We start from the raw sequence: 23788 nt of genomic DNA on the forward strand, positions 1-23788 counted from the left end.
TGGATTGCGCCCCGATCGCAGCGCTTGCGTCCATGTGTCGTCCCGGTTCCTTCCTGCCTGGCCGCCCATGAACCTGCCCGGAAAGTCCCGAATACCCAAGCGCCGGTGGCTGCTGCTCGCGGGCCTTGCTGCGGGCGGCGGCCTGCTGTTGGCCTACGCCCTGTCCGGTGACAAGACCGACGGGCAGGCCAATGCGGGCAAGGTGCCGCCGCTGGTCGAACTGGTCAGCAGCGAGGTGGCGGACCTGCCGCACATCGTGGAAGCGCAGGGGCACGTGGTGCCGATCAACGAGGTGGAGGTCCGGCCACAGATCGACGGCACGGTGTCCACCTTGAACTTCGGCGAGGGACAGGACGTGACCGCCGGGCAGCTGCTGTTCGTGCTCGATGCCGGGGACGCGCCGGCGCTGGTCCGCCAGGCCCGGGCGAAGTATGAGCAGACCACCGCCGAACTGGCCGAAGCGCGCCGCAACCACGCTAGGTCGCAGGAGCTGGTGGCGTCGAAGTACATCTCCCCCAGCGCGCTGGACGCGGCCGCGAGCAAGGTCGAGGTGCTGAAGGCGCAGCAGCAGGCGGCGCAGGCCGAGATCGAGAGCAGCCAGGTGAAGGCCGGCTATACCCGCATCGTTGCACCGATCTCGGGGCGCGCCGGCGCCGTTTCTGTGCGCCGTGGCGCACTGGTGCGGCCTTCCGACGCGGTCAGTCTGGTGCGGATCGTGCAGATGGATCCGATCGCGGTGGAGTTCAGCGTGCCCGAACGCGAATTGGCGGCGCTGACCCACGCCCTCGGCAACGGTGAGGCAGAAGTGACCGCCGAGACCGGGAACGGCGCGATGCAGGGCACGATCGTGTTCACCGACAACACCATCGACCCGACCACCGGCACCATCCGCCTGAAGGCGCAGTTCGACAATCCCGAGCATCGGCTGTGGCCGGGCGGCTTCGTCCGCCTGCGGGTGGCCGCCGGCCTGAAGCGCGACGCGGTGGTGCTGCCGCCGCAGGCGCTGCTGGAAGGCCCGGAAGGGCACTTCGTCTACCAGGTGGACGCGCAGGGCAAGGTGCATGCGCGGCCGGTGAACTTCGCCGGCGTCCAGGACGGCGTCGCGGTGGTGACAGGACTGGAGGCGGGCGAGTCGATCGTGGCGGAGGGCAACCAGTCGATCCGGGAAGGGATGACGGTGCGGACGCGGTCGGCATCGGGGTCGGCCGCGCCATGAATCTTTCCAGCCTCTGCCTGGAACGGCCGACCGCCACGATCATGCTGTGGCTGGCGGTGGTGGTGGCCGGCATCCTGTGCTGGCTGGAGCTGCCGATCTCGGCGCTGCCGCGCTACGAGACGCCGACGATCGAGGTGGAGGCCAAGATGCCGGGCGCGAGCCCGGAGAACATGGCCACCTCGATCGCGACGCCGCTGGAGAAGGAATTCTCGTCGATCCCCGGGCTGGTTGGCACGACCTCCGAGAGCATCCAGGGCGAAACCAAGATCCTGCTGGAGTTCGAGCCCACGCGCGACATTGACGCCGCCGCGGCGGACGTGCAGGCCTCGCTGTTCCGCATCAGCCGCTCGCTGCCGTCGGAACTGCCGGCGCCGCCGAGCTACAAGAAGGTCAATCCCGGCGATGCGCCGATCGTCTCGGTCGCGATCGACTCCCCGACCATGCCGCTGTCGCGGCTGAACACCTACATCGACGAGGTGGTGGTGCCGGCGCTGTCGACCGTGCCGGGCGTGGCCCAGGTCACGGTCAAGGGCCGCAAGCGCTACGCGGTACGGGTGCACGTGGATCCCGAGCGGCTGGCGGCCCTGGACTTGACGCTGCTGGAAGTGGGCAACGCGTTGAAGGCGACCAACGCCAACACGCCGCTGGGCCAGCTCGACGGCAATCGTCAGATGCTGGCGCTGCAGATGGACACCGGCCTGATGCGCGCGGCGGACTTCGCGGACGTGGTGGTCGCGACCCGCAACGGCCGCACGGTGCAGTTGAAGGACGTGGCCGAGGTCATCGACAGCGTCGAAGACGTGCAGAACACCAGCGAGGTCAACGGCAAGTACGCGATCGGGCTGGACATCCGCCGCCAGCCGGGTGCGAACACGGTGGCCGCGGTCGACGGCGTGGTTGCGGCGCTGGACCGGCTGCGCAGCCAGATGCCGCCATCCGTGAACGTGCGGGTGCTGGGCGACCGTTCGCTCTCGATCCGCCACGCCATCCACGACGTCAACATCACTCTGGGGCTCACCGTGGCGCTGGTGGTGCTGGTGATCTTCCTGTTCCTGCGCCGGCTGTCGGCCACCGTGATCCCGGCGGTGACCGTGCCGGTTTCGCTGCTGGGCACGTTCGCGCTGATGTGGTGGATGGATCTGAGCCTGAACAACATCTCGCTGATGGGCCTGACCATCGCAGTCGGCCTGGTGGTGGACGACGCGATCGTGGTGCTCGAGAACATCATGCGCCATCGCGAACGCGGCCTGCCGATCCGCGAAGCCGTGGACATCGGGGCGAGGGAAGTGGGATTCACCGTCGTCTCCATCTCGGTCTCGCTGGTGGCGGTGTTCATCCCGATCTTCTTCATGCCGGGCACGGTGGGTCTGCTGTTCCACGAGTTTGCGATCGTGGTCGCGACCGCCATCCTCGTGTCCGCGCTGGTGTCGCTGACCCTGATCCCGGCCATCGCGCCGTCGATCCTCGCCAGGTCGCGGGAACTGCCGCACGCGGCGCATCCGGCTGGCGGCGCGATGGGCGCGATGGGCGCGGTCTACGCGCGCGCGCTGGACTGGGCGCTGTCGCACCGTCGAGCCGTGATAGTGATCGGCGCGGCCACCGTCGTGCTGACCGTGGCGATGTACCAGCTCGCGCCCAAGGGCTTCTTCCCGCAGGAGGACACCGGCCAGGTCTCGGTCAAGCTCAAGGCGCCACCGGACATGTCGTTCGCGGCGCGGCTGGTCGCGCTGCGCCAGGTGCAGTCCATCCTGTTGCAGGACGATGCGGTGCAGGCCATCGCTTCCAAGGTGGACCAGGACAGCACCAAGTTCGACATCGACCTGAAGGATCGTTCGCAACGCCCCTCGATGCAGGTGGTGCTGGCGCGCATGCGCAGGGACACCAACATCCTCCCGGGCATCTCGGTGTCGTTCAGTCCGGTGCAGAACCTGAAGGTCGGTTCGAGCAGTTCCGCCAGCGCCTACCAGTACACCCTGCAGTCGCTCGGCGCCGACGACCTGGATGCCTGGGCGGAGAAGCTGCTGCACGTGCTGAAGGCGTCGGACGTGTTCGCCGACGTCGAATCGGATTCGGAAGCACTTGGCCTTGAAGCCTCGATCGAGGTGGACCGCAACAAGCTGGCCATGCTGGGTATCGACATGTCGTCCTTCCGCAACACCCTGTACGCCGCGTTCGGCACGCGCGAGGTCTCGACGATCTTTGCGCCGGAAGCGAGTTACAAGGTGATCATGGTGCTGGCCGACGCGCAGCGGCGCGACGAACAGGCGCTGGGCAAGGTGTACGTGCGCAGCGCAGAAGGCGCGCTGGTGCCGCTGGGAGCGATCGCCAGCATCAAGCGCAGCAGCGGCAAGACCCTGGTCGCGCACAAGGCGCAACTGCCGGCGCACACCATTTCGTTCGAACTGGCGCCGGGATACTCGCTGTCCGACGCCCAACTTGTGATTGCCGAAGGGCAGCGCGACATCGGGATGCCCGACACCCTGTTCGGCTCCTTCGACGGCCAGGCCGCGCTGTACGAGCGCTCGCAGACCACGCAGATCTGGCTGGTGGTGGCGGCCGTGGCGGTGATCTATCTGATCCTGGGCGTGCTGTACGAGAGCTGGATCCACCCGGTCACCATCCTGATGGGTATCCCGTCGGCGGCTCTCGGCGCGCTGCTGGCGCTGCGGCTGACCGGGCTCGAGCTCACCTTCGTGGCGATGATCGGCATCGTGCTGCTGATCGGTATCGTCAAGAAGAACGCGATCATGATGATCGACTTCGCGCTCGAGGCGCAGCGCAAGCAGGGCTGGTCGTCCGAGCGCGCGATCCGCGAGGCCTGCCTGCACCGTTTCCGCCCGATCATGATGACCACCATCTGCGCGCTAGTCGGCGCCCTGCCGCTGGCGCTGGGGGTGGGTGCGGGCGCGGAGCTTCGGCAGCCGATGGGCGTGGCGGTGGTCGGCGGGCTGCTGGTGTCGCAGGTCATCACCCTGCTGATCACGCCGGTCGTGTTCATGACCTTCGAACAGTGGACGCGGCGCAGGCGGAACCGCGCCGGCGCCGAAGCTAGGAATGCGCAGGTGGACGCAGGCGGCGCAGCAACCGGAAGCACGGGCCTGCCGTCGTAACGACGATAGCCAGGCGCACGACGTGGAAGGCCGTGACCACCGGCACGCCGAGCTTGAGCAGCTTTGCGGTCAATCCCATTTCCGCCAGTCCGCCAGGTGCGGTGGCCAGCGCCATGGTGGCCCACGGGATGCCCGAGAGCCATGCCACCAGGCTCGCGCTGCCGAGGCAGAGCAGGATCAGGACACAACCGCTGGCCAGCACGCCCAGCAGGAACCGCCGTGCGCCGCGGAAGAACTCCGGCGTGAAGCGCGATCCCAGCGAACAGCCGATCAGCCATTGGCCGAGATTGACCAGCCATGCAGGTACGGACGACAGCGCGTGTCCACTGGCGGTCAGGATCGCGCCCAGCAGCAGCGGCCCGAACAGCCAACCGTTGGGCACGCCGAACCGCGACGCGAGGCTACCCGCGAGCACGCTGCCCAGGAGCAGCGCCACCAGTCCCCAGGGTTGAAGTGGGAGCGCAACCGGATAGTAGGCGTCGTGTCCGTGCAGTCCCGTGAGCTGGAACCCCAGCGGAAGCAGCAGTACCACCAGCAGCACCCGTGTCACCTGCGAGGCGGCCACCTGGTCCACGCGTGCGCCATGGCGCTCGGCCTGGTTGGCCATCTCCGCCGCCCCGCCCGTGGTGCAGGCGAAGAACGCGGTGACTGGATCGACCCGTCCGATCCGCATCAGGATCCGTGAAGCGAGCAGGCCGGCGCCCAGCGACAGCGCCGTCGCCAGCGCGATCCATCCCAGCAGGCCAAGCATTTGTGCCAGTACGGGCGCGGTGAAGTACAGGCCGAGCGCGGCCCCGACCAGCAGCTGTCCCGCATGGCGAAACGAACGCGGCACATGCAGTCCTGCATGTGCCGCGTTCGCGCCGGCGAAGACCAGGATGGGGCCGATCATCCAGGGCAGGGGAGCGCCGATCGCCTGGATCGCACCGCCTGCCGCGATGCTCGCCGCAATGGTGGCGAGCCACCGTGCCCGGGGTATCATGTATTGCGCATATAGCAGGGCCTAGAAGTTCATCAGGAAGAACAGCCGGATCCGGTCGAGCCAGTCGTTGGGCTGGTTGCTGCCGGCGTAGGCCGGATCGTTGGGCTTGTAGTGATACCAGATGGCGCTGATCGCCGTCTTCGGCATCGGCGTGTAGTCCACCGTCAGCGCGTGCAGCTTGTAGTTGGTGGCGATGCCGATGTTGTCGTGCGAGAACGCCGACAGCACCGCATCCACGTCGGTCTGCGAATAGCCGTAGGTGAAGCGCCAGTCGCCCGGCTTGCTCGCCCGGCCGACGCTCACGTCCACGCCGAAGCCGGTGTCCTCTTTATCGATGGCGCCGAGGTTCTTGACGTAGTCGCCGACCACGCGCACCGGCCACTTCTCGTCGGAGCCTTGCCAGGTTGCACCGACGAGCAGGTTGGCCAGCTCGAATTTGGACATGAACGTGCCGTCCGGATTCAGGCGGTTGGTGCGCCAGTCGCCCGAGTCCGCACCGTTCAGGCTACCCAAGCTGTAGTGATAGTAGGCGCCGGAGATGTCGTACTTGAAGCCGCCGTAGGTCGGCGAGTCGTATCCCAGCTGCAAGCCGCCCATGGTGCTGTCCGACCCGGCCGCCCGCTCGTCGACCACGAAGAACAGGGCGTTCGCCCGCAGCGCACCGCCGCCGGCGAGGCCGTGCTTGTAGGTCGTCGCGAGGCCTTGTGGATTCACGTCGCCGTCCCAGACCAGGTCGGTACGTGCGAACGGCTGCGGAAACTTGCCGCCGTAGACGGTCAGGTCGCCGAACTTCAGCTGGGCATATGCTAGGTCGAGGCTGACGCCGAGGTCGTCGGCCCAGTTGGACAGCTGCACGTCCGAGCTGTTGGGATCATCAGAATCGCCGGTCACGAGACGGCCGCCAACGGTCACCCGGTCATTGATGGCGTAGGTCGCGCCCAGGCGTGCGCGGATCTGTCCACTGGTCCTGTCACGGGCATCGCTGTCCGAGCGGTCGTGCTGGCTGCGCAAGCGAAGGTCGCCGGTGATCTTTAGGCGATCCAGCACGCTGTTGGCGGCCGATGCCGTCGCAGTGCCTGGTGCCGCCGTACCCGTGGTGATCTCCGCCGGCGGTTCGGGGGAAGCGACGCCCAGCCTTGCCTCGAGTGCCCGGATGGCGGCCTCGTTGCGCTGCTGCAGTTCTGCGATGCGCGCCTGGTCTTCCCGCAGCGTTTTCAGTTCCTCTTTGATCGACTGCGCCTGTTCGGGCGTCTGCGCGAACGCGTAGGGCATGGACAGGCAGGACGCGGCGATCGCGAGCGGGCAGAGCCACGCCAGATGCGGTGATCGCGCCCTCTTTGTGCGGAGTGAAGTGTTCATCGTCGGATGACTCCTGTGGGTTCCGGCGACAGCCGGAGCGGTGTGCACGAGCTGAAGAAAAAGCGTTTTGTTGGTGCGTTGCAGCAAAGCAAGCAGGCCCTCCGCAGCGCCGCACCGGGGCGTGTACGATGATTGAAAGCTAGATGCGCAAGCTGTCGTCAAGCTGACAAATCAGTTGTGCAGTACGTCAGCGAAGACGCCTTGGGAGGGGTCTCAACATGCGAATACTGTTGGTGGAAGACGACGCTGATCTCGGGGACGCGATCCAGCGCCGGCTCAAGCGGGACGGCTATGCAGCCGATTGGCAACGCGATGGCCAGTCGGCGGACGAAGTGCTGCGGTATCAGCGCTACGAACTCGTGATACTCGACATCGGCCTGCCGCGCCGGGACGGATTCTCGATCCTGCGTGGCATGCGCGCGCGCGGCGAATGCACGCCCGTACTGATGCTGACTGCGCGCTCCGAGGTGGAAGACCGCGTTGGCGCACTGGACGTTGGCGCGGATGACTACCTGTCGAAGCCGTTCGATTTCCGCGAGTTCGATGCGCGTTGCCGTGCGCTGCTCAGGCGATCCCAGGGCATCGCTTCGGGTACCACGGCGATCGGCGAGCTGGTGTTCGACCGCACCGCGAAAACGGTGATGATCGGGAACACGTTGATCGACCTGCCCCGTCGGGAGTACCGGCTGCTGGAGATCCTGATCGGCAATCTCGGACGCGTACTCAGCAAGGAAGACATCTCGTCCCAGCTCTTCGATTTCGACGACGAGGCCGGCGCCAACGCCATCGAAGTCTACGTGGGGCGCTTGCGGCGCAAGCTCGGCGACCACCTGAACATCAAGACGATGCGCGGCCTGGGATACGTCGCCGAACCCAGGGCGGCAGTGGATGGCTGAGCGGGTTCTCTCGCTCCGGGCTCGCCTGGTCACCACGATGGCGCTGCTGTTCCTTGCGGGAACCGTGGTGATGTACCTGGCTGCGCGCGTGTATGGCCAGCGCGCGGCGGACCTCTCGTACGACCGGCTGCTGTCGGGCTCGGCCTTGTCCATCGCCGAAACGCTCTCCGTGGACGACACCGAGGTCCGCGTGGACATCCCCTACGCGGCCCTCGACATGCTGTCGGCAGCGCCGGAGGACAGGGTGTTCTACCGCGTCTTCGGGCCCGGCCATCAAACGATCACCGGCTACGAGGACTTGCCCGGAGCCATTCCCGCGAGGGCGGGGGGCGATGAACCGTCCGAGGTGCCAGAACCACGTTTCTTCGACGCCAGATACCGCGGCGAGATGGTTCGCTTCGTCCTGCTCGGACGGCAACTGGCGCAGCCGGGCTTGCGCGGCTGGGTGTGGGTGCAGGTCGGCCAGACCCGCAGGGCCCGCGAGCAGCTGGCGCAGGAACTGGTGCTTGGAGCGCTGCTTCCGATCGCGCTGTTGACCCTGCTGGCGTTGGCGTTGGTCTGGTTCGGCGTGGGCAGGGCCTTGCGTCCGCTGGAAGCGATCAGCGCAGACCTGGCCCGGCGACAGCCCTCGGACCTGCACGCCCTGCAGCCGCGGGTGCCGGACGAGGTCGGGCCGATGGTGGCGGCAATGAACGGCTTCATGCGCCGGTTGGAGGGCAACATGTCAGGCCTGCGTGCCTTCATAGGCGATGCCGCGCACCAGATCCGCACGCCCCTGGCCGCGCTTCGTGCACAGGCGCAGCTGGCGCTCGACGAGGAGGATCCGCGCGAGATGCGTGCCGGCTTGTTGAACGTGGAGCGTAACGCCGCGCGCTTGACGCGTCTGGTGAACCAGCTCCTGAGCGAGGCCATGGTGATGCACCGGGCCGACGTGCGGCATTTCGAGTCGTTCGATCTGGTGGACGTGATCAAGCGTGCGATGCGCGATGCCGTTCCCATGTCCGATGACGTGCAGGTCGGGTTGATCAGCAGCATCACACGAGCGCCGATGCGGGGCGATGCCGTGCTGCTGGGCGAAGCCATCAAGAACCTGATCGACAACGCGATCCGCCATGGCACGCCCGGGCATTCGGGGCCCGACGCGGAGGTGGACATCGTCCTGCATCAGGCGAGCGACAAGTACCAGCTCATGGTGTCCGACCGCGGCCCCGGAATCGCCGAAGAAGACCGGCAACGCATCTTCGAGCGTTTCGAGCGCGGGGACACGCGGTCGTCGGGAGCGGGACTGGGGATGGCGATCGTATCGCGGGTCGTGGTCAGCCACGGCGGCAGCATCGAACTGATTGACCGCGAAGGCGGCGGCCTGACGGTGCGGATGATCCTGGAGGCTGCGAAATGAAGATGCGATGGTGGCTGCCGTTGCTCTGTTTCCTGAGCCCGCTCGCCGCAGGCAAGGAATACCCTCCCAGGAGCGCGCCGGAGGGCACGATCACGCTGTACAGTACGCTGGATACCGCCGTGTTCGAACCGCTGCTGGTCGATTTCCAGCGCGTGCACCCGGAGATCGGCGTTCGCTACGAGAACCTGGATGCCACGCCCCAGTACGAACGTTTCGTTCGGGAGGCCGACGCGGGGGTCCGGCGCGCCGACCTGCTCATCAGCACGTCGATGGACCTGCAGGTCAAGCTGGTGAACGACGGGTACGCCGCGGAGCACGTGTCCGCGAGTGCCGACGCGCTGCCGGCATGGGCGCGCTGGCGCAACGAGGCGTTCGGCTTCACGTTCGAACCCGCCGTCATGGTGTTCAATCGCGCGGCCATGGAAGGGCGGCCGGTTCCGCAGTCGCGCGCCGAACTGATCGACCAGATACGACGCGAGCCCGAGTTCTGGCGCAGCCGCATCGGCACCTATGACATTTCCAGGAGCAGCGTGGGCTACCTGCTGGCTTCCCAGGATGTCCGCCAGAGCAGCGAGTTCGGTGCGCTGGTGGAGGCGTTCGGCGATATCGACCTGCAGGTGGAGGAGCACACGGCCACGCTGCTCGAACGCATCGAATCGGGCGACCTGGTCGCGGGCTACAACCTGCTGGGCTCCTATGCGCGCGCCAGGGCCGGGAGCGACAGGAACTTCCTTCTCGTCTACCCGAGGGACCATACGCTGGTGCTGGCCCGCACGGTCGTCATCGCCCGCAACGCGCCCAATCCCGTGCTCGCCCACAAGTTCCTCGAATACCTGCTGTCCGTGCGCGGACAGCGGGTGATGGCCGCGCAGTGCGGACTGCCGCCGATCAGGAAGGAGCTCGACGGCGTCTACGAACGACTCGGCGTCAACGAATCCCAGATCGGCGTGCTGCGTCCGATCTCGCTGGGTCCCGGCTTGCTGGTCTACCTGGATCAGCAAAAGCGGCGACAGATGCTGGAAGCGTGGCGCGCGATCCTCGGCGAGATCAGATAGAGCCGGTCTGCGATTGGGCCGCTCGCATGAGGAGACACTCGGGCATGGGCAGGGCTGGATGGTTGCACGTGGCGGCCGCGCTGGTCGTCATGGCCGTTACGTATGAAAACGTTGTCGTGTCCGCAGAGCCGCAGGCGACCGATGCGCCCGATGGCGCGCCGCGCCTGCTGCCGGAACCGGAAACCTGGCGACCAGCGGTGGACGGACTTCTGCCTGCCTATGCGCCGTGCCGGAACGGATGGCAGCGTTCGTTGTCCGGGAGCGCGCCGCCGATCATGCCCGCGCTGGTCGAGGCGTGGGTCGCCGGATCTCGCGAGCGGCAGTCTGGGGTCTCGTTCGCGCTCGGTCCTCCCTGGCTTCCTCCGCAGGGCCGCCTGAATCCCGCGCTGCAGGATTTCCTGGAAGGGCGTCGCGACTTCGCCTTCCTTTCGCGCGAACCGTCGGTCGAGGATCTGCGAACCTTCGTTCGACACCATGGCCACGAGCCGTGGGCGATCCCGGTGGCGATGGGCAGCTGGCGCCACTTCGGCTTCGTCGATGCGGTCGGAATCATCGTCAACGAAGCGAATCCGATCCGCTCGCTGAGCCTGGCCCAGGTGGACGCGCTGTTCTCCGAAAGCCGTCTGCGCGGCCATCCGCCAGTGACCCACTGGGGCGAGCTTGGTGTCGCGCAATGGGCAGGCAAGCCGGTCAATGGACCGCCCAGCCTTTCGTAGACACCCGCAGGCCATAATTCATGGCTACAGCAGAGGTGTTCATGAGCAGCAAGCGATACACGGATGAGTTCAGGGCCGAGGCGGTGAAGCAGGTGCTCGAGCGCGGCTTCACGGTTGTGGATGTGGCCGCGCGCATCGGGATCCCCAAGCACACGCTGTACGACTGGGTGCAGAAAGCGAAGAAGGCCGGCAAGCCGGCCGCAGGTTCCGCGCCGACGGGGACTGACTCGGCTGAAGTGCGCCGCCTCAAGGCCGAGCTGCGGCGCGTGACCGAGGAGCGCGACATTCTAAAAAATTGCTGGCGTCAAGCATTTTGTTGAAATCACGCGAAGCTTGAAACCATATACGGGGCAATAGGTTAGCTCTGTTTCATGCCGTTCGCAGAGGATGCGGCATTGTGGGCTGGGAGCCACATAAGAGCCTGGAGAAAGAGAGTCGAGTCGCGTTGCAGCGATGGAGATTGCCAATGGCTGGCAGGCTTGTTCAGTCATCTTAGCCGATTCCCTCGCAGCCTATCCAGAACGAAGAACGCGCAGCGTTGGGCTGCGCGTTCGAGGGATGGTCAGTCTGGTTCCAGTGCATCTTCAGCTTGGCTTCGGTGGCACGGCCTTGCTGCCGTTTCCTTTCCTGAATCCCCGATCCCCCGCCATGAACGCCTCCAGCATGTGCGGGATCAGCGTCGAGGCATCGACCGCCTCGCCATACGCCTGCGCATGCAGCGCGGCGTAGCGGTCGAGATCGGCTTTCAAGCTGGCCGGGCAAGCGAAGGTCAGCTTGACGCTTTCGGTCTTGGGTAGCGGCCCCAGCCGCAGTTTCTTGGTCGTGCTCATCGAGAAGTCCCCTTGTTGAAGAACAGCGGCTGATAAGGCCGTAGCACCAGATCGCGGTTGACGATGATGCGCACCGGCAAGCCGGGGCGGCTGGTCAGCGTGGGTTGGATGTTGAGATTGCGCCGGGTCACTTCCTGGCCGACCTGGTTCACGGTGTCCTGCAGGCTGTCGCGCCCGGCGATGATGACGCGATCGCCGTCCTGGCGGTTCTCAGGTGCAGCCAGTTCGGCACCGACACCCAGCAGCGTGGTCAGCACGGCACCTGCAAAGATCCGATCCCAATGCCAGTCCACGTTGTCCTCCAGACCGGCATAGCCTGCCGGGTCGGTGCCGATCAGGTTGTCGAGCGTGAGTGATGACGTGTCGGGCAGGATGATGCGATTCCACACCACCTGCACGCGGCTCTGGCCGTAGCTGACCTGGCTGTTGTACTTGCCCAGTATGCGAGATCCCTGCGGGATCAGCAGGAACTTGCCAGTGGCCGTGTCGTAGATCGGTTCCGTCACCGTGGCGATCACGTCGCCCGGCAAGTCGGACTTGATGCCCGTGACCAGTGCCCCGGCAATGACCGTTCCGGCCATCACCTGATACGGCGAGGTGGGCATTTGCAGGTTGCCGGAGTTACGGGTTTCCGTAGAACCGCCTGTCAGGAACGCCTCTTTCTGGTCTTGCCGGTTCTGCACGGCAGTCGGATCAGCAGGCTGGGCCGCCGTCGAGGCCGGGCCAGCGGCCAGTGGATCGAAAGCGGCATTGGCGGCGAAGCCCGGCGCGGCAGCGACTTGCGACTGCGCCACGGGCGCGGCCTGCGGGGAGCCGGTGCGGAAGAACACCGTTGAAGCTGCCGCCGCTTCTGCTTCCTTGTGCAGCGCATCGTTGGGGTCGTAGCCGGGCGCGGCATAGGTGGCGGCGACCGGCTGCTGCGAATTGACGATGGCCGGCCCCAGATCACCCGGTAGCGGTGGCCCCAGCTCCGGCACGTCGGGCGGCAGCGCTGGCAACTTGGAATAGTCGGCAGGAAGTTGGTCGAGGCCTTCCGAGCGCGATACACGATCCACGTTGTACAGTTCGGTGGATTCGCCCGCGCCGCGTTGCTGCGGTTGCAGTGACCAGATCAGCGCGCCCATCACGCCAACCGACAGGCCGCCAGCGAGGATGGCCAGCGTGCGTCGGTTCAGACGCGTGACCGGGCGCGGTTGGGCGCGCAGCGCCACCGCCTCGGGTGCCATCTTGTCCGCCTGCGGCGTGGCAAGGTCGGGAGTGTCGTCCTGGCTCATGCTCAGTTCCTCCCGACGATGCCATCCGCGCGCTCGATGCGCACCATATCGCCCTTGTCGGCCCCCAGGCGCAGTTCTGCTGCACCGAACAGGCGATCCACGATGTAGTACGGCGAGCGGAAGCGATAGTTCACCAGTTGCCCGTCGCCCTGTGCGCCGATGACGAACAGCGGCGGCAGCTCGCCCTGGGCGATGCCTGCCGGGAACTGGATATAGACCTTCTCGCCATCATCAAAAGCGCGCAGCGGTTTCCACGATGGATTGCTGCCGCTGATTGCATAGCGAAAGCGGATGTTATCCAGCGACAAGCCTGCATCGACCGGCGCGGCAGCGTTGGCGGCTTGGGCTTGGCGCCGCAAGGCCAGCATTCGGTCTTTCGGGTAGTCCCAGGACACCGACGCCATCCATGCCTTGTCGGTCGAAGTCAGTTCCAGCAGGTACGTCCTGCGGCTGGTGGTAATGACCAGATTGGTCTTCAAGCTGGAACGGATAGGCTTGACCAGCACATTGACGCGCAGATCGGCCCCGCTGCCGCTGGAGGTGTCACCGACGATCCAGCGCACGGTATCGCCCGCAGCGACCGTCACCAGTTCCTCGCCAGGCTGGAGCGCGATCACCGTCACGCGACCTACTGACGCATAGACCTGGTACAGCGCGCCATCGCTATACGGCCAGACCTGGATCGCATTGACATAGCCTTCGCGCGTCGGAGCCACCCGTGCCTCGGCATTGGCTTTCGAGACACGTACCGTCTCATCAGCCGGTTCAGGCGCAGGCTTCGCATCCTTTTCCTCCGGCACTGGCTTCAACTGCTCAGGCAATGGCAGTGGCTCTGCAATAGTGACCACCTCGATCGGCACAGGCATTTCCGGCAAAGGCTCCGCCTGTACCGGCTCATCCAAGGAAATCACTGGCGGGGGTTTGCCCTGCGTGGCGCAGCCGGCCAAGGCCAGCACGACAAGCGGCAAAGCGTAAAAACGGAAAGGCACATTCATGGCTTCACTCCTTCAGACGAATCCAGTTCACGGCTCCACGACAGGCCATTGACGTAGATGCCCAGCGGGTTGCGGCGCAGGCGTTCTTCGGTGCGCGGGGTCTGCTGCACGATGGACACCACCGCCGTCCATCGCTCCAGCCCGGCCGCCGCGCCATTGACGTAGCGGCGTTCCATCCAGCGCACGTTGAACGACGCATCGCTGGCGCGAACCACGCTGGTGATCTGTACCGTTACCGACTCTTTGCCGATGCGGGCGAACGGGTCATTCACCCGCGCATAGTCGTTAAGCACCGCCGCGCCTCGGTCGGTGGTGTAGTCGTAGGCATCGAGCCAGTTCTGGCGCACGACGATGGGGTCGATGGACAGTGAGCGCACCAGCGTCACGAACCGCGCGATATGGTGTGCCGTCTGCGCATCGGTGGGCCGGTACGGCGTGGCCGCTTCGCCCACGGTGCGCACCTGGCCGGACTGATCGACTTCGATGACATAGGGCGTGACGATGGATTGGGCCGAGCGCCACACCAGGCCACCGGCCATCAGCAGCGCGAGCACCAGGCAGCCGAAGGCCATCAATCGCCAGTTCTTGGCCTGCACGCGGGCCGAGCCGATGCGCTCGTCCCACACCTGGGCAGCGGCTTGATACGGGGTGGCAGGCTGCGGCGTATCGGCATAGCGCACCTGCGGTCGTTTGAATCGCATGGCGTTCTCCTTGAAAGTCAGCTATCGGAATCTCGCAGACTCGGGCCTTGGCCCGAACCGCCGCCGTCGCCACCGCGCAGCGTGTGCGCGGCCGTGGTGGTGGCCTGGGTGAGTCGTTGGCGGCGTTGCAGGCGCTTGGCCCAGCCCGGTTTTTCCTGCTTCTGCGCGTTGGCCGTGTCGCCAGCGGCATCGCCTGCGGTGGCCTGCCCGGAACTGGCAGCGCCACCGCCTGAGCCACCATCGGTGCCGGAGCCTTGCCAGCCTGCTTTGAATGGCGCGGCCGCCTTGGCTGCCGCCGCTTTGATGCCTGCACCGGCGCGCTGGCCAGCGGCCTGTGCGCCGCCCTTGGCGACACTGCCCAGTCCAGCCATCGCGCCTTTGGCTCCGCCGCCCGCAGCGGCAGAACCGGCCTGGAAAGCCGACTTCGCGCTGCCAGCCGCCGAAGTCGCGGCCCGCGCGCCAGCCCCGGCGAGCTTGGCGGCAGCCGGTGCCATGCGCGCTCCGGCCATCACGGCACCGCCCACGCCGGTGGCGGCGGCACCTACGGCAACCGCCGCGCCTGCGGCACCAATCGCAGCACCGGCCATCGCGCCTGCGCCAAGCTGCGGTGCACCGGATACCAGCCCGGTGGCAATGCCCGGCCCGAAGATCCCCAACGCCAGCAGCGTGAGCGAGGCCAGCATGATGACCACTGCATGGTCGATGGACGGCTCGGCCGGATGCACCTGGAACTCGGCAAACAGGCCCGAGCCGATGCCGACGATGACGGCCAGCACCAGCACCTTGATGCCCGAGGACACCACGTTGCCCAGCACCTTCTCGGCGAGGAAGCTGGTCTTGTTCCACAGCGCGAACGGCACCAGCACGAAGCCCGCGAGCGTGGTCAGTTTGAACTCGATCAGCGTGATGAAAAGCTGGATCGCCAGCACGAAGAAACACAGGATCACCACCGCCCAGGCCAGGAACATGACCACGATGGGCGTCATGTTCACGAACACTTCGGGGAAGCCCGCCATGTCGCTGATCTGCTCAAGAATGGGGGCCGCCGCGTCGATGCCGGTCTTGGCCAAGCGTCCCGGTTGCAGGAATTCGCCCATGCTCATCGTCGAGCCGCTGGCCGTCAGGCCGAGGCCCGCGAACGAGCGGAAGACAATGCTGGCCAGCCAGTTGAAGTTGTTGATGATGTAGGCGAAGGCACCGACGTAAAGCACCTTGCGCAGCAGTTTGGCGATCACATCATCGCCCTGATCGGTGGCGTGGCTCATCGCCCAGTACAGCCCGGCAATCGTCATGTCGATGACGATCAGCGTGGCGGTGAGGAACGCGACTTCGCCCTGCAGCAGCCCAAAGCCCGAGTCGATGTAGCGCGAGAAGGTAGCGAGAAATCGGTCGATCACGGTCACGTCATTCATGGCACGTCCCCCTCGAAGGGCATGGCGCCCTGGTCACTGATGGGCGAGTCGAAGCTCGGCGGGATCGGCGGCAGATCGGCCAACGTGCGGAACTCGTCAGGCCCGGTTTCACCGGCGACGAAGCGCCGCCGGAAAGCGTCGGCCGCGGGCAGGCAGGCGTCTTCGCCTGCGGCCGTCCTGTCGGCGGCACACTGCACACGCAAAGCCTTGAGCCGCACGGGATCAGCGACCAGGTCTTCGGTCGGCTGCTGGCTGCAAGCGACCAGCAGCACGGGAAGCAGCAAGGAAACGCATCGCATGGCCGTCTCCCGTCAGTTGCCGTAGAAATCCACGCGCTGCGGCGTGTACGGCGTGCCATCACCCAGGAAGCGGCGCGTCACTTCACGGCCACGCTCGACAGCCGCTGCTTGGCGTGCCAGTTCCAGCGCGGCGGCGCGTTCCTGCGTGATCTGGAGTTGCTGCGCCTGGATGGACTGCTTGGCCTGCAAGGCCAGAAGCTGGTTGGTCGCCTGCATGGCTTGCAGCGCGCCGGTGGCGGACTGACTTTGGCTGACCAGATCGGACAGTGCGCTTTCGTCTTTTGCCAGGTTCTGCGACACCTGCGCCTGCATCCGCATCGCGGTATGCAGGCCATTCAAGGTGTTCTTCCAGCGCTCCTGCGCGTCGCGCACCATCTGGTCGCCGCTGACAGTCGCGGCGTACTGCTCCGGGTACAGCCGGGCGAAGGTCGCATCCATGCTCTGCACGTCGTAGGCCAGGCCGCGTGCCTCGGCGATCAGGCGTTCGGTCGTGGCGAGCGTCGAGCGCAGGCGATTGACGATGTTGAAGTCCAGATTCGCCAGATTGCGCGCCTGGTTCATCAGCATCTGTGCTTCGTTCTGGAGTTGGTTGATCTGGTTGTTGATCTGCTCCAACGTGCGCACGGCGGTCAGCGTGTTCTGCACGAAGTTGGACGGGTCGAACACCGTCAGCGCGGATGCGGGCTGAACGATTAGCAGCGACACCGACAGCACGGCGGCAAGCGAGACAGACAGCAGACGGGGCTTGGTCTTCATGGCAAGTTCTCCTGTGGTTGGGAAAGAAAGGAAGTGGCCGCCGGTGCGGACGGCAACAGGTCGGCCGCCCAATCGAGGCCGCGATGACGTAGCCAGGCACCGGCAAAGCCAGGTGTGCCTGCGTCCAGCAGCATGCGATCCATGTCGCGTTGGTCTTGTGGGGTGGATGCCCCGGCGAAGGCCAGCGTGGTTGGCCCCAGGTCGAGGTCGAACAGGCGATTGCCCAGACGCGATTGGTAGTAGTAGTCCCGCTTGGGCTGCGCGGTCGCCACGATCTCGATCTGGCGAGAGTTCAGCCCAAAGCCTTCGTAGATCGTGCGAATCTGCGGCTCGGTGGCCTGCGGATTAGGGAGAAAGATCCGACTGGCGCAGCTTTCAATCACCGCCGGTGCAATGCTCGAATCCTTGATGTCGGCCAGCGACTGCGTGGCGAACATGACGCTGACATTCTTCTTGCGCAGCGTCTTGAGCCACTGGCGAATGCGGGCGGCGAACACAGGGTCATCGAGGAACAGCCAGGCTTCATCGAGGATCAGCAGCGTGGGCGCGCCGTCGAAGCGTTCATCGAAGCGGGCGAACAGGTAGCCCAGCACGGCCAGCACCGCCGCCTTGCTGTGCATCAGTTCTTCCATCTCGAAGCACTGCACGCCGCCGGAACCCAGGCGGTCGGCATCGGCATCCAGCAGCTTGCCGTGGGCACCGCCCAGCACATAGGGCGCAAGCGCCTGGCGCAGTGCGTTCGATTGCAGCAGTACCGACAGGCCCGTCAGCGTGCGTTGCTCCGCTGGCGCACCGGCCAAGCTGCCTAGTGCCGACCAGATCGCAGCCTTCTCGTCCGGGCCAATGACGACACCTTCATGCAACAGGCGGCCTTCCACCCATTCGGCGGCCCAGGTGCGGTAGCCCTCCTGGTCGATGCGGGCCAATGGCTGAAAAGCAATCGCCCCGTCATTGCCGAGGTCGTAATGCTCGCCGCCCAGCCCGAGGATGGTGGCGCGCATCGAGCGGCCCATGTCGAAGGCGAAGATGCGCGAGCCGGGATAGCGGCGAAACTGCATTGCCAGCGTGGCGAGCAGCACCGACTTGCCCATGCCGGTTGGCCCGGCGACCAGCGTGTGGCCCACATCGCCGATGTGCGTCACCAGCCGGAACGGCGTCGCGCCATCGGTGCGGGTGACGATCAGCGGCGGGCCATCCAGATGCGCGTTCTTCTCCGGCCCGGCCCACACGGCGGACAGCGGCATCATGTGCGTCAGGTTCAGCGTCGAGACGATGGGCTGGCGCACATTCGCGTAGGCGTTACCGGGAATGGACGACAGCCAGGCATCCACCGCGTTCAAGGTTTCGGGGATGGTGACGAAGCCGCGCCCCTGAATGACGCGCTCTACCATGCGCAGCTTCTCGTCGGCCACGGCAGGGTCGGTGTCGAGCACTGTCACGGTAGCCGTCAGGTAGCCGAAGGCCACCTGATCGCTGCCCAGTTCTTGCAAGGCGGCGTCTGCATCGGCGGCCTTGTTGTTGGCGTCGGTATCGACCAGCGGGCTTTCCTGCTGGAAGATCGTTTCACGCAACAGCGCGACGACATTCTTGCGCTTGGCGAACCACTGGCGACGCAGGCGTCCAAGCTCTTTTTCCGCTTCGGCTTTGTCGAGGCAAAGGAACCGGGTTGCCCAACGATAGCCGAAGCCCAAGCGGTTGAGGTCGTCCAAAATCCCCGGCCAAGTCGAGGTCGGAAAGCCTCGCACCGACACCACGCGCAGGTGCTGATCGCCCAGCATGGGTGCCAGACCACCGACCAGCGCGGAGTCGGCCAGCAATGCGTCGATGTGGAATGGCACCTCGGGTACGCCGACGCGGTAGCGCCGCGTGGACACCGTGGCGTGCAGGTAAGTCAGTGTCTGGCTGTCATCGAGCCAGGCAATCTCCGGCATCACGCCGTCGAGCAGGTCGAACACGCGATCCGTTTCCGCCACGAAGGCTTCCAGCCGACCCTGCCAGTCCACGCCATCGCCCGGCGCATTCTCATAGAGCATCTTGGCGGCACGGGCGCGGGATTCTTCTGGTGGCAGGTAGGCCAGCGTCAGGTGATAGGCGCTCTCGTAGTGGTGGCCGGATTCCTCGAAGGCTGCACGGCGTTCTTCCTCCACCAGCCAGGACAACGGCTCGGGGAAATCGGAACGTGGATAGCCCGCCGCTGCGCAGCGCTCGGCTTCGATGAACAAGGCCCAGCCCGACCCCAGGCGGCGCAGTGCGTTGTTCAAGCGTGCCGACGTGGCGATCAGCTCGCCTTGCGTGGCGCTGTTCAGATCCGGCCCGCGAAAATGTGCCGTGCGCTGGAACGAGCCATCCTTGTTCAAGACGACGCCCGGCCCGATCAGCCCGGCCCAGGGCAGCCAGTCGGCCAGCAGTGCGGGCCGCTGGCGGTATTCGGCAAGGTTCAGCATGTCGGCACTCCCCTATGCGTCCAGCAGCGGCTTGTGCTTGATGTGCCGGGCGAAGACCTGCATGAACTGCGGATCGACGCGCGCGCCCCAGACCGCCAGCGAATGGCCGGCGATCCAGAGCACCACGCCGGGAATCCACAGTTGCAGGCCCAGCCCGACGGCGGCGGCCAGCGTGCCGTTGGCAATCGCCACGGTGCGCGGCGCACCGCCCAGCAGGATCGGCTCGGTCAGCGAGCGATGCAGCGGCACTTCAAAGCCCGGAAGATCGGTGGCCGTGCTCATACGACGGCCCCGCCGGAGAAGCTGAAGAACGACAGGAAGAAGCTCGAAGCCGCGAAGGCGATGGACAGGCCGAAGACGATCTGGATCAGCTTGCGAAAGCCGCCACTGGTATCGCCGAAGGCCAACGCCAGGCCGGTGGCGATGATGATGATCACCGCGACGATGCGGGCTACCGGCCCCTGGATGGATTCGAGAATGGATTGCAGCGGGCCTTCCCACGGCATTGAGGAACCGGCGGCCTGCGCCGTGCCCGCCAGCAACAGCATCAACACCGCGAGCAGCAACCCTTGTCCTGCGGGTCGGGCCAGGCGATGCAAACGCGCCAGCATGGGCAGCGGGGAAAGCGGGTTTACAGAAAGACGGAAAGCATCAACGTGCGTCATGGCAGTTCTCCAGGTTGTTCAGGGATCGAGGAAGGCGTAGCGGCAGCGGCTGTAAGAGGAACCGGCGGCAGCTCGGGAAGCGTCGCTTCCAGCGCATCCGCCAGGCGGTAGCCCGCGCCGTCGAAACCGACGACGCGGGAAATGGTTTCGACGTGGCGCTTGCGGCCGCGGCCTGCGATGTGGATCACGACATTGACCGCCTCGGCGATCAGGGCGCGGGGCGGATTCACCGCCACTTCGAGGATCAGTTGCTCCAGGCGCAGCAGCGCGCCCAACGCGGAGCCGGCATGAATGGTGGCGATGCCGCCGGGGTGGCCGGTGCCCCAGACCTTCACCAGATCCAGCGCTTCGCCGCCGCGCACTTCGCCGACGATCACGCGGTCGGGCCGCAGGCGCATCGTGGCCCGCACCAGCTCGGTCATGGACACGACGCCGGCGCGGGTGCGCAGCGGCACATGGTCGCGGGCCGCGCATTGCAGTTCGATGGTGTCTTCGAGCACCAGCACGCGGTCGCCGGTGGCGGCGATCTCGGCCAGCAAGGCATTGGCCAGCGTGGTCTTGCCGGTGCTGGTGCCTCCGGCGATCAGGATGTTGTGCCGCTCGCGCACGGCATGACGCAGAAACTCGGCCTGCCCAGTGGTCAGGATGCCATCAGCCACATAGCGATCCAGACCGATGATGCTCACGGCACGCTTGCGCAGCGCAAAGGCCGGGCCGGGTGCGGCGGGCGGCAGGATGCCCTCGAAGCGTTCGCCGGTTTCAGGCAGTTCGGCGGTCAAGAGCGGTTGGCCGCGATGCACCTCCGCACCGACATGGGCGGCGACCAGGCGGATGATGCGTTCGCCATCGGCTTCGGGCAGTTCGACGCCGAGCGGCGCACGGCCAGACGACAGCCGATCCACCCACAATGTCCGGTCGGGGTTGAGCATCACTTCCACCACGTCCGGGTCTTCCAGCGCAGCGGCGATCACCGGCCCCATCGCCGTGCGCAGCATCTGGATGCGGCGATCCTGGGATGCTGCAGCGGATGAGCGCGGTTCGGGCGGGATTTGAGGAACGGCACTCATGACGCACGCTCCGCAGTGCGTTCATGGGCGGCGGCCATCGCGGCCGCGTCATCCATGCGCATCTCGAACTCACGATCCTGGGGATGCAGTTCTTCCACCACGTCCCGTACCAGGCTGCGGCCACGCAGCAGGTGGCGGCCTAACTGTTCGACGAACTGCTCGAAGCGCGCCTTGCCCTGCGCGCGAGCCGCATCCTGATGGGCCTCCGGCACCGGCGTGCTGACGGTCAGGTAGTAGCGGACGAATAGCGCCAGCGTCTCGATCTGGATGTTCTGGTCACGCTCCAGGCGCTCGGCCTGCCGCGACAGGCGATCCAGTCGTTTGGCGATGGCGGCCTCACGCTGGTCGCCGGCATCGGGTGACAGCCAGGACGCCAAGGCAGCGGCGACGATGCTGGACTTTGACACGCCTTTCTTCGCGGCCAGCTCGTCCAGACGCTTGGCGTGCTCGTGCTGGATGAACAGGTTCAATCGGTATTGGCTCATATGTCGATTCCGTCGTTGGGGTCGAGAGATGCCAGCCGCGCCGTGCGTTGCAGGGCGGGGTCGAACTGGCCGGGAAGCAGCGGGGGCATGTCGTCGTCATCGAGCAGCGCCAAGTCGCTGGGCGTGTAATCGGGTTCGGGGTCGTAGGCGACGGTTTCGGACAGCTCGGGCTGACGGCGGGGGCCGCCGTCGTCGGAGCCACCCAGGTCATCGGCAGATGCCGTGGCCTGTGCCGCAGGCACGGCCGGGATCGCCAAACCGCTCCAGTCATCGGGACGTGCAGGCGGCACATCGGCATAGCGGCCTGCCGTTAGCGCAGGCGGCGGCAGTACCCGCTGCTTGAAATTGGCATCAGCGTAGTAGCGCAACTTCTTGGCCTTGATCGGCGCGACGCTGGACACCATCACCACTGATTCGTCTGGCGCAAGCTGCATGACTTCGCCGGGCGTCAGTAGCGGCCGCGCCGTCTCTTGGCGGGACACCATCAGGTGGCCGAGCCACGGCGCAAGTCGATGGCCTGCGTAGTTCCGCTGCGCACGCAGTTCGGTAGCCGTGCCCAGCGTTTCGGAGATCCGTTTCGCCGTGCGTTCGTCATTCGTGGCGAAGGTCACGCGCACATGGCAGTTGTCCAGAATCGAATGGTTCTGCCCATACGCCTTGTCGATCTGGTTGAGCGACTGCGCGATCAGGAAACTGCGGATGCCGTAGCCGGCCATGAAGGCCAGCGCCGTCTCGAAGAAGTCCAGGCGCCCCAGAGCCGAGAACTCGTCGAGCATCAGCAACAGCTTGTGGCGGCGCTCAATGCCGTCGCTGCCATCGAGCGACTCGGTGAGCCGTCGCCCGATCTGGTTGAGGATCAACCGGATCAGCGGCTTGGTGCGGCTGATGTCCGAAGGCGGCACCACCAGATACAACGACACAGGGGATGCAGACGCGATCAGATCGGCGATGCGCCAGTCGCAGCGCGACGTGACTGCGGCCACGGTCGGATCACGGTACAGGCCGAGGAACGACATGGCGGTGCTCAACACGCCGGAACGCTCGTTGTCCGACTTGTTGAGCACTTCGCGGGCGGCGGACGCGACAACGGGATGCGGTACATCTCCAAGATGCCGCGTGGTCATCATCCGATGCAGCGTCAGCTCGAACGGGCAAGCCGGGTCACTGAGGAAGTTCGCCACGCCGCGCAGCGTCTTGTCCTCTCCCGCGTAGAGCACATGCAGGATCGCGCCGACCAGCAGCGCATGACTGGTCTTCTCCCAGTGGTTGCGCTTCTCCAGCGCCCCTTCGGGATCGACCAGGATATCGGCGATGTTCTGCACGTCGCGCACCTCGTGCGCGCCGCGCCTCACTTCCAGCAACGGGTTGTAGGCCGCCGAACTGGCATCGGTCGGGTTGAACAGCAGGCAGTGGCTAAATCGACTGCGCCAGCCAGCGGTGATCTGCCAGTTCTCGCCCTTGATGTCGTGGATGACGGCGGATGCCGGCCAGGACAGCAGCGTCGGCACCACCAGGCCCACACCCTTGCCCGAGCGCGTGGGCGCAAAGGTCAGGACGTGTTCCGGCCCTTCGTGCCGCAGGTAGTGGCCGTCATGCTGGCCGAGAAAGACGCCGGCGGGCTGCGTCAGCCCGGCCTTGCGAATGTCGGCGACATCGGCCCAGCGGGCCGAGCCATAGGTCGTCACTTTGCGCGCCTGGCGCGAGCGCCACACCGACATGGCGATGGCGACCACCACGGCCAGCAGGCCGCTGCTCGCCGCGATCATGCCGCCGGTGTCGAACACCTGCGGCGCGTAGGCGTCGAAGAAGAACCACCACTCGAACAGCTTCCACGGGTAATAGACCGGCGTGCCGTGGAAGTCGAACCAGGGCGCGCCCAGGCGTAGCTGGTAGCCCAAGGCGGCGGCGGTCCATTGCGTGGCACCCCACACACCGGCGATCACGATGCCGAAGACGGCGGCGATCTGCCCGAACAACACGCCCTGAGCTTGCATACCCTGGCCTCCGATTTCTCCTGCGCTGATTCCCCGTGGAAAACGCGGCACAAAGGCGTGCCGCAGGCGTCAGGATCGGTGCCGGTTCAGTGCCGGTCAAAGACCGTTATCGGCAGCAAGGTGATGCAAAAAG

The 23788-nt window shown here is 66.1% G+C and carries 21 protein-coding genes and 1 pseudogene; 7 read left to right on the forward strand and 15 right to left on the reverse strand.

Annotated features, from left to right (window positions below):
- Nucleotides 1–67 precede the first annotated feature (67 nt).
- Both FQY83_RS08910 and FQY83_RS08915 read left to right on the forward strand, forming a co-directional pair.
- Nucleotides 68–1216, forward strand: a complete 1149-nt coding sequence (locus FQY83_RS08910; protein ID WP_158636472.1) for an efflux RND transporter periplasmic adaptor subunit — start codon at nt 68–70, stop codon at nt 1214–1216.
- Nucleotides 1213–4326 (forward strand): efflux RND transporter permease subunit, encoded by a 3114-nt coding sequence (locus FQY83_RS08915; protein WP_146387205.1) that lies wholly within the window; start codon nt 1213–1215, stop codon nt 4324–4326. The genes FQY83_RS08910 and FQY83_RS08915 overlap by 4 nt, the downstream gene beginning before the upstream one ends.
- Here FQY83_RS08915 and FQY83_RS08920 read toward each other — a convergent pair.
- Together FQY83_RS08920 and FQY83_RS08925 are read right to left on the reverse strand one after the other, a co-directional pair.
- Nucleotides 4265–5308 carry an AbrB family transcriptional regulator gene (locus FQY83_RS08920; protein WP_146387207.1) on the reverse strand — a complete coding sequence of 348 codons (1044 nt, stop codon included), beginning with the start codon at nt 5306–5308 and terminating at the stop codon, nt 4265–4267. The genes FQY83_RS08915 and FQY83_RS08920 overlap by 62 nt on opposite strands.
- A 21-nt stretch (nt 5309–5329) precedes the next feature.
- Complete coding sequence (locus FQY83_RS08925) at nt 5330–6667, reverse strand: putative porin (RefSeq protein WP_146387209.1); 1338 nt, start codon at nt 6665–6667, stop codon at nt 5330–5332.
- 218 nt (nt 6668–6885) lie between these two features.
- Here FQY83_RS08925 and FQY83_RS08930 point away from each other — a divergent pair, with 218 nt between their 5' ends.
- From FQY83_RS08930 to FQY83_RS08950, 5 genes and pseudogenes are all read left to right on the forward strand, one after another.
- A complete protein-coding gene (locus FQY83_RS08930) occupies nt 6886–7563 on the forward strand; it encodes a response regulator transcription factor (RefSeq protein ID WP_146387211.1) in 678 nt (225 codons plus the stop codon).
- Nucleotides 7556–8962: a sensor histidine kinase gene (locus tag FQY83_RS08935; RefSeq protein ID WP_146387213.1), complete on the forward strand. Its 1407-nt coding sequence runs from the start codon at nt 7556–7558 to the stop codon at nt 8960–8962. Before FQY83_RS08930 ends, FQY83_RS08935 begins: the two co-directional genes overlap by 8 nt.
- Entirely contained in the window at nt 8959–10017 is a 1059-nt protein-coding gene (locus tag FQY83_RS08940) for an ABC transporter substrate-binding protein (protein ID WP_146387215.1), read from the forward strand. The genes FQY83_RS08935 and FQY83_RS08940 overlap by 4 nt, the downstream gene beginning before the upstream one ends.
- A 68-nt stretch (nt 10018–10085) precedes the next feature.
- Nucleotides 10086–10733: a type 2 periplasmic-binding domain-containing protein gene (locus FQY83_RS08945; RefSeq protein ID WP_146387217.1), complete on the forward strand. Its 648-nt coding sequence runs from the start codon at nt 10086–10088 to the stop codon at nt 10731–10733.
- 41 nt (nt 10734–10774) lie between these two features.
- A pseudogene (locus tag FQY83_RS08950) lies at nt 10775–11026 on the forward strand (transposase); the annotation flags it as partial.
- Between the two features lie 291 nt (nt 11027–11317).
- Here the strand turns inward: FQY83_RS08950 and FQY83_RS08955 are convergent.
- From FQY83_RS08955 to FQY83_RS09015, 13 genes are all read right to left on the reverse strand, one after another.
- A complete protein-coding gene (locus tag FQY83_RS08955) occupies nt 11318–11563 on the reverse strand; it encodes a DUF2274 domain-containing protein (protein ID WP_009398072.1) in 246 nt (81 codons plus the stop codon).
- Nucleotides 11560–12837: a TraB/TrbI/VirB10 family type IV secretion system protein gene (locus FQY83_RS08960; RefSeq protein WP_009398074.1), complete on the reverse strand. Its 1278-nt coding sequence runs from the start codon at nt 12835–12837 to the stop codon at nt 11560–11562. Before FQY83_RS08960 ends, FQY83_RS08955 begins: the two co-directional genes overlap by 4 nt.
- A gap of 2 nt (nt 12838–12839) precedes the next feature.
- Nucleotides 12840–13832, reverse strand: coding sequence for a P-type conjugative transfer protein TrbG (trbG, locus tag FQY83_RS08965; protein ID WP_009398076.1), 993 nt, complete (start codon nt 13830–13832; stop codon nt 12840–12842).
- Nucleotides 13829–14533 carry a conjugal transfer protein TrbF gene (trbF, locus tag FQY83_RS08970; RefSeq protein WP_022960598.1) on the reverse strand — a complete coding sequence of 235 codons (705 nt, stop codon included), beginning with the start codon at nt 14531–14533 and terminating at the stop codon, nt 13829–13831. Before trbF ends, trbG begins: the two co-directional genes overlap by 4 nt.
- 17 nt (nt 14534–14550) lie before the next feature.
- Entirely contained in the window at nt 14551–15945 is a 1395-nt protein-coding gene (gene trbL / locus FQY83_RS08975) for a P-type conjugative transfer protein TrbL (protein ID WP_004350798.1), read from the reverse strand.
- Complete coding sequence (locus FQY83_RS08980) at nt 15942–16244, reverse strand: hypothetical protein (RefSeq protein ID WP_004350800.1); 303 nt, start codon at nt 16242–16244, stop codon at nt 15942–15944. The genes trbL and FQY83_RS08980 overlap by 4 nt, the downstream gene beginning before the upstream one ends.
- Before the next feature lie 12 nt (nt 16245–16256).
- Nucleotides 16257–17000 carry a P-type conjugative transfer protein TrbJ gene (trbJ, locus tag FQY83_RS08985; protein ID WP_004350802.1) on the reverse strand — a complete coding sequence of 248 codons (744 nt, stop codon included), beginning with the start codon at nt 16998–17000 and terminating at the stop codon, nt 16257–16259.
- Nucleotides 16997–19444 carry a conjugal transfer protein TrbE gene (gene trbE, locus FQY83_RS08990; protein ID WP_022960599.1) on the reverse strand — a complete coding sequence of 816 codons (2448 nt, stop codon included), beginning with the start codon at nt 19442–19444 and terminating at the stop codon, nt 16997–16999. Before trbE ends, trbJ begins: the two co-directional genes overlap by 4 nt.
- A 12-nt stretch (nt 19445–19456) precedes the next feature.
- Nucleotides 19457–19726 carry a VirB3 family type IV secretion system protein gene (locus FQY83_RS08995; protein WP_003462917.1) on the reverse strand — a complete coding sequence of 90 codons (270 nt, stop codon included), beginning with the start codon at nt 19724–19726 and terminating at the stop codon, nt 19457–19459.
- The gene (locus FQY83_RS09000; RefSeq protein ID WP_022960600.1) at nt 19723–20109 is read right to left on the reverse strand and encodes a TrbC/VirB2 family type IV secretion system protein; all 387 of its coding nucleotides are present in this window, start codon (nt 20107–20109) and stop codon (nt 19723–19725) included. The genes FQY83_RS08995 and FQY83_RS09000 overlap by 4 nt, the downstream gene beginning before the upstream one ends.
- Nucleotides 20106–21104, reverse strand: a complete 999-nt coding sequence (trbB, locus tag FQY83_RS09005; RefSeq protein WP_009398091.1) for a P-type conjugative transfer ATPase TrbB — start codon at nt 21102–21104, stop codon at nt 20106–20108. The genes FQY83_RS09000 and trbB overlap by 4 nt, the downstream gene beginning before the upstream one ends.
- A 68-nt stretch (nt 21105–21172) precedes the next feature.
- Nucleotides 21173–21661 (reverse strand): ribbon-helix-helix protein, CopG family, encoded by a 489-nt coding sequence (locus FQY83_RS09010; protein ID WP_008294937.1) that lies wholly within the window; start codon nt 21659–21661, stop codon nt 21173–21175.
- A complete protein-coding gene (locus FQY83_RS09015; protein WP_008294936.1) occupies nt 21658–23655 on the reverse strand; it encodes a conjugal transfer protein TraG in 1998 nt (665 codons plus the stop codon). Before FQY83_RS09015 ends, FQY83_RS09010 begins: the two co-directional genes overlap by 4 nt.
- Nucleotides 23656–23788: the final 133 nt, after the last annotated feature.

This window comes from Luteimonas marina (genome assembly GCF_007859325.1).
Classification (GTDB): Bacteria; Pseudomonadota; Gammaproteobacteria; order Xanthomonadales; family Xanthomonadaceae; genus Luteimonas; species Luteimonas marina.

What these genes read in the sequence shown, in the direction of transcription:
- FQY83_RS08910 (WP_158636472.1), top strand. Translation starts at nt 68, where the DNA reads ATGAACCTGCCCGGAAAGTCCCGAATACCCAAGCGCCGGTGGCTGCTG.
- FQY83_RS08915 (WP_146387205.1), top strand. Translation starts at nt 1,213, where the DNA reads ATGAATCTTTCCAGCCTCTGCCTGGAACGGCCGACCGCCACGATCATG.
- FQY83_RS08920 (WP_146387207.1), bottom strand. Translation starts at nt 5,308, where the DNA reads ATGATACCCCGGGCACGGTGGCTCGCCACCATTGCGGCGAGCATCGCG.
- FQY83_RS08925 (WP_146387209.1), bottom strand. Translation starts at nt 6,667, where the DNA reads ATGAACACTTCACTCCGCACAAAGAGGGCGCGATCACCGCATCTGGCG.
- FQY83_RS08930 (WP_146387211.1), top strand. Translation starts at nt 6,886, where the DNA reads ATGCGAATACTGTTGGTGGAAGACGACGCTGATCTCGGGGACGCGATC.
- FQY83_RS08935 (WP_146387213.1), top strand. Translation starts at nt 7,556, where the DNA reads ATGGCTGAGCGGGTTCTCTCGCTCCGGGCTCGCCTGGTCACCACGATG.
- FQY83_RS08940 (WP_146387215.1), top strand. Translation starts at nt 8,959, where the DNA reads ATGAAGATGCGATGGTGGCTGCCGTTGCTCTGTTTCCTGAGCCCGCTC.
- FQY83_RS08955 (WP_009398072.1), bottom strand. Translation starts at nt 11,563, where the DNA reads ATGAGCACGACCAAGAAACTGCGGCTGGGGCCGCTACCCAAGACCGAA.
- FQY83_RS08960 (WP_009398074.1), bottom strand. Translation starts at nt 12,837, where the DNA reads ATGAGCCAGGACGACACTCCCGACCTTGCCACGCCGCAGGCGGACAAG.
- trbG (WP_009398076.1), bottom strand. Translation starts at nt 13,832, where the DNA reads ATGAATGTGCCTTTCCGTTTTTACGCTTTGCCGCTTGTCGTGCTGGCC.
- trbF (WP_022960598.1), bottom strand. Translation starts at nt 14,533, where the DNA reads ATGCGATTCAAACGACCGCAGGTGCGCTATGCCGATACGCCGCAGCCT.
- trbL (WP_004350798.1), bottom strand. Translation starts at nt 15,945, where the DNA reads ATGAATGACGTGACCGTGATCGACCGATTTCTCGCTACCTTCTCGCGC.
- FQY83_RS08980 (WP_004350800.1), bottom strand. Translation starts at nt 16,244, where the DNA reads ATGCGATGCGTTTCCTTGCTGCTTCCCGTGCTGCTGGTCGCTTGCAGC.
- trbJ (WP_004350802.1), bottom strand. Translation starts at nt 17,000, where the DNA reads ATGAAGACCAAGCCCCGTCTGCTGTCTGTCTCGCTTGCCGCCGTGCTG.
- trbE (WP_022960599.1), bottom strand. Translation starts at nt 19,444, where the DNA reads ATGCTGAACCTTGCCGAATACCGCCAGCGGCCCGCACTGCTGGCCGAC.
- FQY83_RS08995 (WP_003462917.1), bottom strand. Translation starts at nt 19,726, where the DNA reads ATGAGCACGGCCACCGATCTTCCGGGCTTTGAAGTGCCGCTGCATCGC.
- FQY83_RS09000 (WP_022960600.1), bottom strand. Translation starts at nt 20,109, where the DNA reads ATGACGCACGTTGATGCTTTCCGTCTTTCTGTAAACCCGCTTTCCCCG.
- trbB (WP_009398091.1), bottom strand. Translation starts at nt 21,104, where the DNA reads ATGCTGCGCACGGCGATGGGGCCGGTGATCGCCGCTGCGCTGGAAGAC.
- FQY83_RS09010 (WP_008294937.1), bottom strand. Translation starts at nt 21,661, where the DNA reads ATGAGCCAATACCGATTGAACCTGTTCATCCAGCACGAGCACGCCAAG.
- FQY83_RS09015 (WP_008294936.1), bottom strand. Translation starts at nt 23,655, where the DNA reads ATGCAAGCTCAGGGCGTGTTGTTCGGGCAGATCGCCGCCGTCTTCGGC.